This is a genomic window from Streptomyces sp. NPDC051561 (assembly GCF_044454195.1).
In the GTDB taxonomy this organism is placed as follows: Bacteria; Actinomycetota; Actinomycetes; order Streptomycetales; family Streptomycetaceae; genus Streptomyces.
In genome coordinates this window covers 203,012-217,450 of sequence record NZ_JBITDM010000006.1, presented here as the reverse complement: position 1 = coordinate 217,450, position 14,439 = coordinate 203,012, and the positions used below count along the sequence as shown (strand labels likewise).

Sequence of the window (14,439 nt, the reverse complement as noted above, 5' to 3'; positions counted from 1 at the left end):
GTTACGCGGGTGTGACCGACAGCAGGCCGGCGCCCGCACGGCGGACCGACACCGATCCGTAGGGGGTACGGAGGCGGAGCCAGCTGCCCGCCTCCAGGAGGGCGACCGGCGCGCCCGGGTGCAGGAAGCCCAGTGACTGGGCGGCGTGCACCACCCGGAGCGGGAGCCCGGTGTCGCCCAGGACGCGCGACCAGATGTCCCGGCCGATCACGTCGCGGGCGCTGCGGGTGCGTGCTTCGGGCGCCAACTCCTCGTCCCGGCGCCGGAATTCGGCGACGGCGGAGGAGACCACGGCACGCAGGGCGAGGGCGTCGGGCAGCCCGGGGACCTCGCGCCAGCCGCCGCGGGGCGGCAGCACCCCGGCCCACGGGGGGCCGGTGACGGCGGCGGGCACGGTGAGCGTGCCCGCCGACTCGTCGATGCTTTCCAGGAGTTCACCGGCGGAGACCGTCACATCGAGGTCGACCGGCTCGGTGAGCCGTGCGGTGCGCACGGCCAGTACCTCGAAGGACGGCGGACGGCCGAAGACGGCCAGCGCCCCGCCGCCCGCCTGGAGGCGGACGGCGGCGGCGCGGTCGTAATGGATCAGCCGGCCCAGGAAGGCGGTCAGTGCGGCGGCCTCCCGGGTGCCGTCGAGAGCGAGCTCCCGGGCCGTGACGGTCATGCCGCGACGGCCTTCCCGGACTTCCCGGTGGCGCCCGGCTTCGCGGCGGCGCCGGTCTTACCGGTCGCGCCGGTCTTCCCGCCGTCGGCCGCGTCGTCGAAGTACTTCTCCAGGAAGGACTTCTCCTCGGCGGTGATCCGCCGGGGCATGCCCTGTGCCAGGTTGAACGGGACGACGACCGTGGACGCCCTCACGTACACCTGCTCGGGGTCCTTGATCTCGTAGGCGATCGTCAGGGACGCCGCGGATATCTTCGTGACCCACGACTCGATCCTCACCGGCTCGTGCCGGTGGACGAGGGGCCGCACGTAGTCGATCTCGTGCCGGGCCACGACGGACCCGCCCGTGAAGGACGCGCTGCCCTCCCCCGGCGCCAGCCGGAACATGAAGTCGATCCGCGCCTCTTCCAGGTACCGCAGGAAGACGACGTTGTTGACGTGCCCGAAGGCGTCCATGTCCGACCAGCGCAGGGGGCAGGAGTAGATGTGCCGAGCCACTGGCTATCAGCCTCGCGTGAGCTTCTTGTAGGTGGCGCGGTGCGGGCGGGCCGCGTCCGCTCCGAGCCGCTCGATCTTGTTCTTCTCGTACGACTCGAAGTTGCCCTCGAACCAGTACCACTTGGACTCGCCCTCGTAGGCGAGGATGTGCGTCGCCACCCGGTCCAGGAACCAGCGGTCGTGGGAGATGACCACGGCCGCACCCGGGAACTCCAGGAGCGCGTTCTCCAGCGACGACAGGGTTTCGACGTCGAGGTCGTTGGTCGGTTCGTCGAGGAGGAGCAGGTTGCCGCCCTCCTTGAGGGTCAGCGCCAGGTTGAGGCGGTTGCGCTCACCACCGGAGAGGACCCCGGCCGGCTTCTGCTGGTCCGGGCCCTTGAAGCCGAAGGCGCTGACGTACGCGCGCGACGGCATCTCGACCTGGCCGACGTTGATGTAGTCCAGCTCGTCCGACACGACGGCCCAGAGGGTCTTCTTCGGGTCGATGTTGGCGCGGGACTGGTCGACGTAGGAGATCTTGACCGTGTCGCCGACCTTGATGGAGCCGCTGTCCGGCGTCTCCAGGCCCTGGATCATCTTGAACAGCGTGGTCTTGCCCGCACCGTTCGGGCCGATGACGCCGACGATGCCGTTGCGCGGCAGGGTGAAGCTGAGGTCGTCGATGAGGACCTTGTCGCCGAAGGCCTTCGAGAGGTTGTTGACCTCGACGACGATGGAGCCCAGACGCGGGCCCGGCGGGATCTGGATCTCCTCGAAGTCCAGCTTCCGCATCTTGTCGGCCTCGGCCGCCATCTCCTCGTACCGGGCGAGACGGGCCTTGGACTTGGTCTGGCGCCCCTTGGCGTTCGACCGCACCCACTCCAGCTCTTCCTTGAGGCGCTTGGCGCGCTTCTCGTCCTTCTTGCCCTCGACCTTGAGGCGGGTCTGCTTCTTCTCCAGGTACGTGGAGTAGTTGCCCTCGTAGGGGATCGCGCGACCGCGGTCGAGCTCCAGGATCCACTCGGCGACGTTGTTCAGGAAGTAGCGGTCGTGAGTGACGGCCACGACGGCACCCGGGTACTTCGCGAGGTGCTGCTCCAGCCAGTTCACCGACTCGGCGTCCAGGTGGTTGGTGGGCTCGTCGAGGAGGAGCAGGTCCGGGGCCTCGATGAGCAGCTTGCAGAGCGCCACGCGGCGCTTCTCGCCACCGGAGAGGTTGGTGACAGGCCAGTCGCCGGGGGGGCAGCCCAGGGCGTCCATGGCCTGCTCCAGCTGGGCGTCGAGGTCCCAGGCGTTGGAGTGGTCGAGGTCTTCCTGGAGCTTGCCCATCTCGTCGAGCAGGGCGTCGCTGTAGTCGGTCGCCATCAGTTCGGCGACCTCGTTGAAGCGCTTCAGCTTGCTCATTTGCTCGGCGGCGCCGTCCTGCACGTTCTCCAGGACGGTCTTCGACTCGTCGAGCTTCGGCTCCTGCATGAGGATGCCGACGCTGAAGCCCGGCGACAGGTACGCCTCGCCGTTGGACGGCTGCTCAAGACCGGCCATGATCTTCAGAACGGTGGACTTACCGGCACCGTTGGGGCCGACCACACCGATCTTCGCGCCGGGCAGGAAGTTCAGGAAGACGTCGTCGAGAATCACCTTGTCGCCGTGCGCTTTACGCGCCTTGCGCATGGTGTAGATGAACTCAGCCAAGAGAAACCGTCCGGCAGATCGTGGAGTGGGCAGGGATACACCCCATCTTGCCTGACACCACTCCCCCGGCGGAAACCGGTTCCCTGCCGGGGCGGGGGCTGCGCGGCCTCGTATCCCTTGTGCTGCCTGGTGAGCGGGCCGGCGGGCGCTCCGATTACTCGTCCGCCGGCCGGCCCGCTCGGGCCTCCTGCTCGTCCTGCTCGTGCTACTCGTCGTCGGGTGCGGGGTCGGACGCGGCGTCGGCCGCGGGCTTCTTCTTGCGGAGCAGGACGACCGCGCAGGCGCCGATCGCGACCATGCCGAGGGCGAGGTAGCCGATCATCGGGGTCGCGGCCGAGGCGCCGGTGGCGGCCAGGTCTTCGGAGCTTCCGGCCGCGCCGTCGGCGGTCAGGGGGGCGGGGTTGCCGCCGGTGGCCGGGGTGGGGCGGTTGGCGGGGGCGTCCGCGGTGCCGATGGCGACGGTGCCCGCGGTCTCGCAGTCCAGGACGCCCTTGAAGTTCTTGCGCAGCCCGCCGGGCCCGGAGACCGTGAGGTCGTAGGCCTGGTCCTCCTGGAGCGGGATGGTCACCGTCCGCGAGGAGCCGGCCGCGATGGTGTGGCTGGCGCCGAGCAGTTCGAAGGTGAAGGGGGCGTCGCCCGCGTTGGTGGCGGTGATCCCGACTCCGCCCTTGGCGCAGTTCTTCTTCGCGGAGAGCGCCGGGACCGCGCCGGAGGCCTTCTGCCCGGCCCAGGTGGCGGTGGCGTCGGCGGTGACGGTGGAGGTGCTGGCGCCGGCCAGGATCTGGGTCTGGCTGTGGGTGTCGCTGACCAGGGCGCGGCCGATCGGGATCGGGGCGTCCGCCTGGACACTGAGCGCGCTGGTGCCGCCCTCGGCGTCGGCCGGTATGTCGAAGTACAGCCGGTCGCCTCCCTTGGCGGCAGTGACGGGCTTGCCGTCCTTGCTGACGACCTTCACGCCGGAGGGTGCGTCACCGGCGAGTGCGACCGTGACGCGGTCGGCCTGGGTGCGGACGGTGACCGGGCCGACCCGCTCCCCGGCGCGTCCCGCCACCGCGGGCGGGTCCAGGGCGAGCGAGGCGGGGGGCTGCGGGGCGCTCCTGGCGGCCCGGGTCAGATAGGCGGCGAGCCGGCCGGCGCCGGGGTCGGCGGGGCGGGCCTCGACGTTGTCGGAGAAGCGCCAGATCGCGGCCTGGGTGCCGGCCGCGGCCGCCTTGTCGTCGAGGGTCTTGACTCCTGCCTTCTGGGCGAGCTCCGCCAGATCGTTGACCTGGGGGTAGGAGTGCTCCAGGATCCAGCGGATCTTGCCGGCGTTGCGGTTGCCGTGCAGCGAGGACTGCTCCCAGCCGACTTCCTTGTACGTGGTCCCCTCGCGCGCCGGGGTTCTGAGGTCGATGCTGTAGCTCTGCAGGGTGCCGCCACCGGTGACGGTCATCTCGAAGAGTCCGGCCTCGGCCTTCCACTCCTCGCCCGCGTCACGGATGGTGACCGGGCCGTGCGCGGTCAGCCTGCCGAGGTTCGCGGCGGCGCCGCCTGGGTTGCGCGGCTGCTCCTGTGCCGTGGCGCTCCCGGCGCCACTCACCGCTCCCGCCACGAGCAGGCCGACGGCCAGCGTGGCGACGGCCGGGCGCAGTGCCCGTATCGCGCGGTTCGGGCGGCCGGAGCGCCGCCCTCGGGTGGTGGCGTTCGAAGCTGTCGCTTCGCCAAGCATGCAAGTCCCCTCCGGGCGAGGGCCTTTCGCATGATGCGTGTGTGGGGCGTGCCTCGCCTGCAACCTCAAGTGCCCCATGAGTATCCGGAAATCCTAAGGAAGCAAATCCGAACGTCCCCCCGCCATGCGCCCGGACGTCCTATTCCGAATCGGAATCGTTATCGCCCGGAGGTCAACCTTCTCGCCCTTGTCGACAAGTCACCTCCACATAAGGGATGTTCAGGACAGGGTGCTCGCTGTGGATTTGCGGCCCGCCTTGCGGTCGGGGCGGTCGGGGCGATCCGGCTTCGGCGCCGGCTTCTGTTCCGGTTGCGGTTCCGGCTTCTGTGCCGGTTGCGGTTCCGGTGGCGTGGACGGCACCACGGCCCAGGAGACCGGCGGCCCCGGCCTGCGGGCCGGTGCGCCCTGGGCCGCCCAGCTCACGGGGCTCTCGGCGGCCCAGCCCTGGGGGGCGGCGGGTGCGGCGGTTGCGGCGGATGCGGCTGCCGCGCCGTCCGGTGCGGGTCCCTGGTGGTAGGACGCCCGGACCGCGGCCGGCTCCACCAGGCGGGGGTCCGCCCTGGCCACCCGGCGGAAGGCCGACGTACCGCGGGTCATGTCGTGGCCGACCGCGATGGCGTCCACGTCCGCCGAGAACCTGCGTTCGCCGTCCCTCACCTCGTCCTTGACGCGCAGTCGGCCGTGCACGACGAGAGGGTCTCCGACATCCACCGAGGAGGACAGGTTGGCTGCCAGGGAACGTCTCGCCCACACCGTGTAGAAACTGGCGGGGCCGTCCGTCCAGACCTGCTGCTCGCGGTCCCAGCGCCGTGGCTGCACCGCGAACCGGAGCCTGACCACGGTCCCCAGCGCCGTCTCGCTCGCGAGCGGCCCAGTGGCGGCGTTGCCCACCAGGGTCACCATCGTCTCGTTCATCACGGATCTCCCCTCCATGGCCGGCCGGGGTCGGCCGGTGCGTGAGATCCATGCTGGAGGGGTTCCGGAATTCCCGCTGGGGCTGTGGACCGAGCTGCCGTTGTGGACAACTCGGTCACCCGGGGGGCGGGACCGGGCCTTCACCACACGTCCGTCGCGCCCCTCACCGCGCGGCCGTCGCGCCCCTCACCGCACCGTCGTCCCCGCCACCGTCACGTACCGCTCCCGCACCTCGCGGTACCGGAGCAGTTCCGCCGCCACCGGGTCCAGCACCTTGGCCCGGCCGCAGCCCGCCGCCGCTTCGCGCAGCCGGCGTTCGACGTCCTGGCCGTATCGCCGGGCAGGTCCCCGGGCGGCCGCCCAGCAGCCCCACTCGACCACGGGGCCGCCCACGACCCCGGCCAGCATCAGCAGGAACGGCGGCAGGAGGTCCGCCTCCATGACGCCCAGCACCTGGCCCAAGAGCCACAGCCCGCCGACGATCTGAAGCATTGTCATCGCGGCCTGCGCGAGGACCGCGACCGGCCACCACGCGGGCCTGGGTGGGTTCCCGCGCGGCACTCCGGCCGATACGGCGAGCGCGTCCAGTTCCTGGGGCAGACCGTCCGCGCCGCGCACCGCGGACTCCCGTACCGCCTGCGCCCAAGGGGCGGGCAGCCCGGACGTCGCCGCGTCGGCGACCGTACGTACCGCCTGCTCGACCCGCTGGCGGGCCGTCACCTCAAGGTCCTTGGAACGGTCGAGGTCCTCGCCGGGCAGCATGATGCCGCTCGGTGTCCGCCTCGCGTCGTACCAGCGCCACAGCCGCAGCCAGGGCGTCCCGCAGGCCCGGCCCGCGTGCCGCCGCCACTCCCGCTCGGCCGCCTCTCCGGCCGCCGCGGCCCCGACCGCATCCCCCAGCCGGTCGGCGAACTCCTCGCGTGCCCGCTCGCCCAGTCCCGCCCTCCCCTCCGCCACGTACACCGGGCGCAGCCTGGCCGCCGCCGCGTCCACATCGGCGGCGAGCCGCCGCCCCGCGGCGCCCCTTTCGGTGATGAACGTCCGCAACAGCTCGCGGAGTTCCTCGGTCCCGTCACCCGTAAGGGCGGAAAGCGCGAGGACGGTGGCGCCCGGTTCGCCGTACTCGCCCAGCGCCATGCCGTCCTCGTCGAGGAGCCGGCGCAGATCGTCGAGCACCAGGTCGGCGGCCTCGCCGGGCAGCCGGTCGATCTGGTTGAGGACGACGAAGGTGACCTCCGCGTGTCCGGCCAGCGGGCGCAGATAGCGCTCGTGGAGGGCCGCGTCCGCGTACTTCTCCGGGTCGACCACCCAGATCACCGCGTCCACCAGCGCCAGCACCCGGTCCACCTGCTCCCGGTGTGCGACCACCGCCGAGTCGTGGTCCGGCAGATCGACCAGCACCAGGCCGCGCAGCCCTTCGTCACCCCCGGCCCCGGCTCCGGTCCCCACCTGGAACGGCCGCCTCCGCAGCCGTCCCGGGATCCCCAGCCGGTCGAGCAGGCCCGCCGCCCCGTCCGTCCAACTGCACGCGATCGGCGCGGAGGTGGTGGGCCGCTTGAGACCGGTCTCGGAAATCCTCACCCCGGCGAGGGAATTGAAGAGCGTGGACTTGCCGCTTCCGGTCGCCCCGGCGATTGCGACGACGGTGTGCTGGGTGGACAGCCGCCGCCGCGCCACCGCCTCGTCGAGCACCCGCCCCGCCTCGTGCAGCGTCTCGCCCTCCAGCCGGGCCCGCGACAGCCCCACCAGCTCCCGCAGCGCGTCCAGCCGCACCCGCAGCTCGTCCCCGTACTCCCCGCCCCCCGGCGGTACGTCGCCGAACTCCTCGCCCGGCTCCCCCTCCCCCAGCCACGCCTCACCGATGAGAACGTCCGCTTCCGCCCCACCCCGCCCAGCGACCGCCCGCCGAGCGATCAACCCGTCGTCCCACCCACCGCTCTTCGCCTCAGCCGCCCGGCTCGCCCCACTCGCCCCACTCGCCCTACCGACCTCGGCCGCATCAGCCCGAGCCCCATCCCCCTCAGCCACACCAGCCCGAACCACTTCGTCCACTTCAGCCACTTCAGCCACCTTCATCGCATCCCTCACCTCAGCCACGTCCCTCACCTCAGCCACTCCCCTCACCTCTCCTTCTTCGTCACGGACAGCGCGGCGATCAGCTCGGCCTGCGACTCCGGCGTCACGTTCAGCGCGTCCAGCGGCGCCAGCCGCCGGTCCCGTTCGGCGTGCAATACGCGTTCGATGTACGTGGTCACCAGCTCACCGCCCCGGTCACGCAGCCGCAGCGCGGCCTGCGCCCCGATCCGGTCGGCCAGCCGCTCGCCCGCCGAACGGGCCCGCCGTCCGCCGAGCAGCGCCGCCGCGAGGAGTGCCGCCACGGCCTCCGGATCGGGCGCCCCCTGCCGCTCCATCTCCCGTACGACCTCCTCGGCCAGCTCCTCCAGGACCCGGCGCCACTGCCGCACCACCAGCCCGATCCGCTCCGCCGCCTCGGGGTCGGGCCCGCCCCCGCTCACCGCTGCGGCGGCCGGCTCCTCGCGCCAGGCAACCCGCACCCGTTCCTCGGCGGCGGTCACCGCGCACTGGAGCAGCGCGGTCAGGCTGTCGGCAAGCGAGTCCAGGAGTTCCTCGTCGGTGGCGTCGGCCGGGTGGGCACGCCACCGGGTGAGGGCGTCACCGGACAGCACCGCCCCGTTGCGCAGCCGGGTCCGCACCCGCTCGCCCTCCTCCGCGTACGCGGTCTCGACGGCCGCCGTCAGCCGTACGGAGGCGGCGTACTGTGCCGACACCGCACCCGCCAGCTCCGGCATCCGCGAGTTCAGCGAATCCATCGCGCCGCGCGCGGTCCGGGCCACCGCCTGCTGCCGGGCGGCGGGATCCCGTACCCGGTGAGTGAGCCACTCCAACAGCGGCGCCACCGCCGTCGACGGCAGCAGCCCGCTGCCGCCGCCGGCTGATTCGGGCAGCTCGGGAATCGTGAACCGGGGTACGTCGCCCAGCCCGGCCCGGTTCAGCAGCGCCCCGTACTGGCGCGACACCTCGCCGACCACCTGGTGGGGCACCCGGTCCAGGACCGTCACCAGCGTCGCGTCGTACTCCTTGGCCGCCCGCAGCAGATGCCACGGCACCGCGTCGGCGTACCGCGAGGCGGTCGTCACCATCACCCACACGTCGGCCGCGCAGATCAGTTCGGCGGCGAGTACCCGATTGGCCGCCACCAGCGAGTCGATGTCCGGGGCGTCGAGCAGCGCGAGGCCCACCGGCAGCGACTCGGAGGTCTCCACCCGGAGCACCCCGCTGTCCTCCGGTTCGCCCTCCCCGTCGTCGCACCGCTCGGGCAGCCACACCCTGGTCAGCTGCGGCAGCACCCGCTGCCCCGCGAACCAGTGGTGGTCGTCCGGGTGGCACACCAGCACCGGCGTCCGTGTCGTCGGCCGCAGTACGCCCGCCTCGCTCACCCGGCGTCCCACCAGCGAATTGACCAGTGTCGACTTGCCCGCACCGGTCGAACCGCCGATGACGGCGAGCAGCGGCGCTTCGGGATCCCGCAGCCGGGGCACCAGATAGGCGTCGAGCTGAGCGAGGAGCTCCACCCGGGCCTGCCGGGCCCGGGGCGCCCCGGGCAGCGGGAAAGGAAGGCGCACGGCGGCGACACGGTCGCGCAGGGCGGAAAGTGCGTCAAGCAGCTGAGGCCGTACGTCCAAGGTCACCACATACGAAGAATGCCCAACTATGACCGCTTTTTGAAGCGTATAGACCATCTCTGCGCGCCGATATCCCCCCATTCGGGGACAATGCGCACCCTGGGACACTTGGGGCGAGTGGGGCACAGGCATAACGAGTGCACAACACCCGGGGCGTGAGACGCCAAAAGCGGTGCGCGATTCGCACTCGCCTGCGATTATCGGGGGCGCTTCACTGAACCTCCACATCGTGCCACGCAGGTGAAGCAACCGGGCCACGGCGACAGGACCCCTATCCTTGTCCCCGGCAACGGCCCCACCGGCCGATCCGGGCCCCAGGCCCATCACCGGCCCCCGTAGCTCAGTGGATAGAGCAGGCGCCTTCTAAGCGCTTGGCCGCAGGTTCGAGTCCTGCCGGGGGCGCACAGAGCGAAACCTTCGGGCCCTTCCTTCGGGGAGGGCCTTTTCGCAGGTCAGAGCGTTTCCGTCCACCCTTCCTGCTGCGTTGGCGGGCATGTGGCACCCCCAGCCCGGCAGCACGCGTGAGTTCTTCAGGTCCGGCTGACACCGGCTAGAAACGGGTGTCTACGGGTGTCTGTGGAACATACGTGGAACGGTCCACGCTCCACTTGAGGCCCAAAACAAACGGCCCGTGCCTGCCTCCACCGGTAGTGGAGGCAGGCACGGGCCGCCGAAGAAACCGTGCTCAGACCTCGGAGAGTTCCAGGCTCTGGGGCCCTTCGATGCGCTTCTGAAGCTCGACCAGCTGGCCGTTGATGCACCGGGCGTAGATGGCCAGCAGTACCTGGACGCTGTTCCCCGCCCATTCGGCCACCTGCGCCGGCGGGACGCTGTTGTTCAGCCACATGGTGAGGCACGTGTGCCGAAGATCGTACGGCCGCCTTCCGCACGGCGAGTTGTACTCGTGCTCTTCGAGCACGGCCTCGCGAGCCTTGCTCCACACACGGTGGTAGACCGACCCCGAGAGATGCCCGCCGTCGCGGATCCCCGGAAAGAGGATGTCGCCTGGCTTGAGGCCGTACGCCTCAATGAGGTCGCGCAGGATGGCGACGAGAAGCGGGTGAATCGGGACGGGGCGCGTGTCGCCTTCGGCACGCCCCTTGAGCCCCCGCTCCTCGTGCACCTCGCCGCTGTCCGTCCACTGGCTGCCAACCTCCGGCTGGGCCTGATGAACGAGGAACTCGCCCCACCCGGCCTCGGGCAAGGTGGCGTCGCTCACCACGAGGGCGACGGCCTCCTCCGGACGCAACCCTGCGTAATACATGGTCGCGAAGAACGCCCGGTAGCACCGACCGCCTACCGGCCTGCGCCCAATCCAGTCGAGAAGCCCGGCAACCTGCTTGGGGTTCAGCAAGGATCGCTTGTCGATCCCCACCGCTACCTTGCCAGACGCCCCTATGGGCTTCAGGTTCCGGACGGGGTTCGCAGTCAGGAAGCCCCGCTTGATCGCGGATTCCATGGCCGGGTTCAGCAGGCGCCGGAAGCGGCTCACACTGCTCGTCGCCGCCGCCGACCCATCCAGCAGCGTACGAAGAGCAGTTACGAACCTCTCGGCAACGTCCTCGTCATCCAACGAGGCCACAGGGAGGGTGTTCCGCTCCACCCATTCCAGGATGAGCCGCTCATCGATGGAGGGCGGCCCCGCCTTCCGCACTTTGGTATTGAAGGCCCGCTCCCTGAGCGCCCGCCGAACCTTAACCGGGTCAAACTCCTTCGGAAGCGAGGTTCGGAGCATGCCGAATGTAGCGGCAACCATTGCCTTCGCGAGGTTCTTGCGAGTATTCCCCGCGATATGCGGCCACTTGCCGTCAACGTACTCGACAGCAAATTTATACCAAGACAACCCATCGGACGCCTTTGCGCCCATGGATATCGGCATTCCCGTCGAGCAGTTGAAGGGCTTACCTTGATTTTGCGCCGCTATCAGCTCAGACCGAAACCCATCGGCAAGCGACGAAGTCTTATGTGTCTTACTGAAGTCCTCCCCAGCTACTTTCCAGCGGACCGTATAGCTGAAGCCCTTAGCGCGCACATTGGCACGAATGGAATAGACACGGACGTCGAATGACGTTCTCAAGTACGGTCCTCACAGTCAGCAAGCCAGTTTTCCAAATCTGAACGCCTGATACGAAGAGCACCGTTGGGAAGACGGATACACCGAGGCGCACGCCCTTTTTGCCGCCAGTCATAAAAGCTGGACTTAGCAATCCCCAGCTCCGCACACACCTGGTCCACCGTGAGCTTGTCGGACAGCCGCGGGGCTGCGACCTGCTCGCCAGCCGCCTTCCTCCGGCTCGGCCCGCAGACCTTCACCGCCAGAGCGGAGTCGACCTGGGCACCACGCGGGTGCCGGAAAAGGGCATGGGGCATCACGGATCGGCTCATGGGGTTCCTTATGTGGCGCGCAGTGCGCCCTCACGTAACAGGGGTCTCGGACCAGAAGCGCTACATCCCAGTGCTTCGAGCCCGCCCGTCTTCTACCGAATCAGGGCTGGCGCACCCAACGACGAATACGCGTCGCCAAGGCACTCGTCCGCCAGCTACACCGCCAAGCACAGCTGGTGCGAACAGAACCAATGATCCGGAGGATTCCTGATTTCCGAAGTCAGGGATGTACTGCTATAGGGGAGCCCCACCCCCGCAGCACTAGCACCAAAACAGGACAGAAGGGAATAGGCGGGGCAAAAGAATGGAACCGTCGGATGTATAACAGCAACTCCTCCCCCCCTCTCCCAGCAGCGCTTCGCGACCGTCTAAAGGTTGACATGGAGGAAGCGGGTGATCCACTGGGTTGCGTCTGCCATCAGCGAATCTGGCGATCAGAAAAGCCTTAGCTTTTAGGTCACAAACCCGAGACGGCCCGCCAGGGAACGACCCTGTTGGCGAAGTCGCTGCGTGTGATCTTGTTGGCCCCCGAGACTGGTTCTCGGGGGCCAACGTCGTGATGGGTGGTGGTCAGTGATGTCAATGCGGCCTGGTTGTGCGGGTGATGTGCCGTTGGAGACGGCCCGGGTGGCAGGGGCCGCATTTCCCAGGGGCAGTCTGGCGATCCGGATCCGGGACAGGCTGGGTGTGGTGTTCACCGATGAGGAGTTCGCGGGACTGTTCCCGGCGTACGGCCAGCCTGCCTGGTCGCCGGGGAGGCTGGCGCTGGTGTTGGTTCTGCAGTTCGCCGAGGGGTTACCGGACCGGCAAGCGGCCGAGGCTGTACGTGGGCGGATCGACTGGAAGTATGCGCTGAACCTGGAGTTGACCGATCCAGGGTTCGACTTCTCGGTCCTGAGCGAGTTCCGGTCGCGCTTGGTCACGGGGATGGGGGAAGAACGGCTGCTGCAGGCCGTGCTGGACGCCGCGGCCGCCTCGGGCCTGGTGCAGCGAGGCGGTGAGGCGCGTACCGACTCGACCCACGTGCTGGCCTCCATCCGCCTCCTCAACCGTCTGGAGCTGGCGGGGGAAACCGTGCGCGCGGCCCTGAATGCGCTGGCGGCCGCGGCCCCCAACTGGCTGGTGCACCTGGTCGAGGCGGACTGGTTCGACCGTTACTCCCACCGGGTCGAGGAGTACCACCTGCCCCGTGCGGGCACCGAGCGGACGGAGCTTGCCGAGACCATCGGCCGGGACGGCAGCCGACTGCTGCATGCGGTGTTCGCACCCGGGTCACCAGGATGGTTACGGCAGGTCCCGGCGGTGGACATCCTGCGGCGGGTATGGGTACAGCAGTACCGTACTGACGGCGGCGGCCGTCTGCGGTGGCGGGATCCGACGGAACTGCCCCCGGCGACTGTGCGTATCGAGTCGCCTTATGAGGCGCAGGCGAAACGGAGCATGAAACGGGCGGTGGCTTGGACCGGTTACAAGGTCCACTTGACCGAGACCTGCGCCCGGCCGTCGGCGCACCCGCATTTGATCACGCACGTTGCCACGACTTCGGCCACGGTCCAGGACGTCGAGCTGACCGCAGCCATCCACGCGGACCTCGCCGACCGCGGTCTGCTGCCGCAGGTGCACCTGGCGGACACGGCCTACATCGACGCCCACCTGTTGGTCACTGCCGCCCGTGACTACGGAGTGGAACTGCTGGGACCGGTCCGCGCGGACACCAGCTGGCAGGCCAGTACCGGGGGATTTTCCATGGACGACTTCACCATCGACTGGGAGAAACGCCGGGCGATCTGCCCGAACGGCAAAGTGAGCCAGCCCTGGCTCGACACGACGAGAGCGGACGCCCCCGCCATCCGCGTCCAATTCTCCACATTGGACTGTGCTCCCTGCCCACTGCGGACACGGTGCACTCGCAGACCTCGGGGGCGCCAACTCACTCTGCGGGCCAAGGCAGAGCATGAGGCACTGCGCCGGCGCAGAGACGAACAGGAGACAGCCCGATGGCAGCGGAGGTACGCGCTCCGACAGGGAGTCGAAGGAACCATCGCGCAGGCTGTCAACGGACTGGACCTGCGTAGATGCCGATACCGCGGACTGGCGAAGACGCACCTTCAACACCTGCTGACCGCATCCGCGATCAACCTACGGCGCATCTCGGCCTGGCTCGCGGAGGCGCCCTTCGAAACGACCCGCACCTCCAGCTTCGCCTCCCTCTTGTTCTCCGGGTAATACCGCAAGCGACTTCGCCAACAGGGTCGGGAACTGGCGGGCCGTCTCGGCAATCTATCTGCCCTCTTTGAGAGGGACTCCTCACGGGCGCAAGTACGTCTGCTGCCACTCGATGGAGGACATCGTCAGCGCGTCCTGCGCAAGGGCCTGAGCCGAGGGCGTTTTCAGGCTGGCGAGGCTGGTGTCGATCCAGTTCTGTACGTTCCCGCAGCCCTGCTCGCGGTATTCGACCGCCTGAAGGAGACATTCGAGCTTGTCGGCGTCGTGGGCGACGACGACTTCGAGGCTGGTGCCGTTCTCGTACTCGGCCACGACACCTTGAACGCCGGCGGCGACCGCCGGGTGGGCGGCGGAGACCTGGTCGGCGGTGACCTCCTCGTTCGAGGCGGCGGTGAGATAGCGGCGGGAGATGTGCGGGATGTCGCTGACCCTGGTCTCCTGGCTGTCGTGGAAGAGACACATGAGTGCGACCTTCGCGGGGTCCGCACCTTCCATCATCGCGAGGACGGCACCGACGACGCCGACGCGGAAGGAGTGCTCCGCGATCGATTCAGGGTCCTTGACGCCGGCGATCCACCACCCGGTCCGCTTGGACCTCTTGAGCATGCCCATCTCCAGCAGGAAGCCGGTCGTGCCGCGCGTGCTGGGCGCCTCGTCCGCCATGTGTGA

The 14,439-nt window shown here is 69.5% G+C and carries 10 protein-coding genes, 1 tRNA gene and 1 pseudogene; 2 read left to right on the top strand and 10 right to left on the bottom strand.

What is annotated here, in order from left to right:
* Nucleotide 1 precedes the first annotated feature (1 nt).
* The 7 genes and pseudogenes from ACIA73_RS16905 to ACIA73_RS16875 form a co-directional block, all read right to left on the bottom strand.
* On the bottom strand, nt 2–664 hold the full coding sequence (locus ACIA73_RS16905; protein ID WP_399439275.1) for a hypothetical protein: 663 nt from the start codon (nt 662–664) through the stop codon (nt 2–4).
* Nucleotides 661–1,161: an acyl-CoA thioesterase gene (locus ACIA73_RS16900; RefSeq protein ID WP_399439274.1), complete on the bottom strand. Its 501-nt coding sequence runs from the start codon at nt 1,159–1,161 to the stop codon at nt 661–663. The genes ACIA73_RS16905 and ACIA73_RS16900 overlap by 4 nt, the downstream gene beginning before the upstream one ends.
* A 6-nt stretch (nt 1,162–1,167) precedes the next feature.
* Entirely contained in the window at nt 1,168–2,832 is a 1,665-nt protein-coding gene (gene ettA, locus ACIA73_RS16895; RefSeq protein ID WP_399439273.1) for an energy-dependent translational throttle protein EttA, read from the bottom strand.
* Nucleotides 2,833–3,037: 205 nt separating this feature from the next.
* Complete coding sequence (locus ACIA73_RS16890; RefSeq protein WP_399439272.1) at nt 3,038–4,540, bottom strand: TQXA domain-containing protein; 1,503 nt, start codon at nt 4,538–4,540, stop codon at nt 3,038–3,040.
* Between the two features lie 537 nt (nt 4,541–5,077).
* Nucleotides 5,078–5,455 (bottom strand): annotated as a pseudogene (locus ACIA73_RS16885) (single-stranded DNA-binding protein); the annotation flags it as partial.
* A gap of 186 nt (nt 5,456–5,641) precedes the next feature.
* Complete coding sequence (locus tag ACIA73_RS16880) at nt 5,642–7,531, bottom strand: GTPase (protein WP_399439440.1); 1,890 nt, start codon at nt 7,529–7,531, stop codon at nt 5,642–5,644.
* Between the two features lie 44 nt (nt 7,532–7,575).
* Nucleotides 7,576–9,159 (bottom strand): dynamin family protein, encoded by a 1,584-nt coding sequence (locus tag ACIA73_RS16875; RefSeq protein WP_399439439.1) that lies wholly within the window; start codon nt 9,157–9,159, stop codon nt 7,576–7,578.
* 329 nt (nt 9,160–9,488) lie between these two features.
* On the opposite strand from ACIA73_RS16875, the gene ACIA73_RS16870 reads away from it, so the two are divergent.
* A tRNA-Arg gene (locus ACIA73_RS16870) sits at nt 9,489–9,561 on the top strand.
* A 283-nt stretch (nt 9,562–9,844) separates the two neighbouring features.
* Here ACIA73_RS16870 and ACIA73_RS16865 read toward each other — a convergent pair.
* Both ACIA73_RS16865 and ACIA73_RS16860 read right to left on the bottom strand, forming a co-directional pair.
* Nucleotides 9,845–11,236 carry a tyrosine-type recombinase/integrase gene (locus tag ACIA73_RS16865; RefSeq protein WP_399439271.1) on the bottom strand — a complete coding sequence of 464 codons (1,392 nt, stop codon included), beginning with the start codon at nt 11,234–11,236 and terminating at the stop codon, nt 9,845–9,847.
* Entirely contained in the window at nt 11,233–11,529 is a 297-nt protein-coding gene (locus ACIA73_RS16860; RefSeq protein WP_399439438.1) for a helix-turn-helix transcriptional regulator, read from the bottom strand. Before ACIA73_RS16860 ends, ACIA73_RS16865 begins: the two co-directional genes overlap by 4 nt.
* A 591-nt stretch (nt 11,530–12,120) precedes the next feature.
* On the opposite strand from ACIA73_RS16860, the gene ACIA73_RS16855 reads away from it, so the two are divergent.
* Entirely contained in the window at nt 12,121–13,770 is a 1,650-nt protein-coding gene (locus ACIA73_RS16855; protein WP_399439270.1) for an IS1182 family transposase, read from the top strand.
* A gap of 81 nt (nt 13,771–13,851) precedes the next feature.
* On the opposite strand, the gene ACIA73_RS16850 is transcribed toward ACIA73_RS16855, so the two are convergent.
* Complete coding sequence (locus tag ACIA73_RS16850; protein ID WP_399439269.1) at nt 13,852–14,433, bottom strand: HD family hydrolase; 582 nt, start codon at nt 14,431–14,433, stop codon at nt 13,852–13,854.
* Nucleotides 14,434–14,439: the final 6 nt, after the last annotated feature.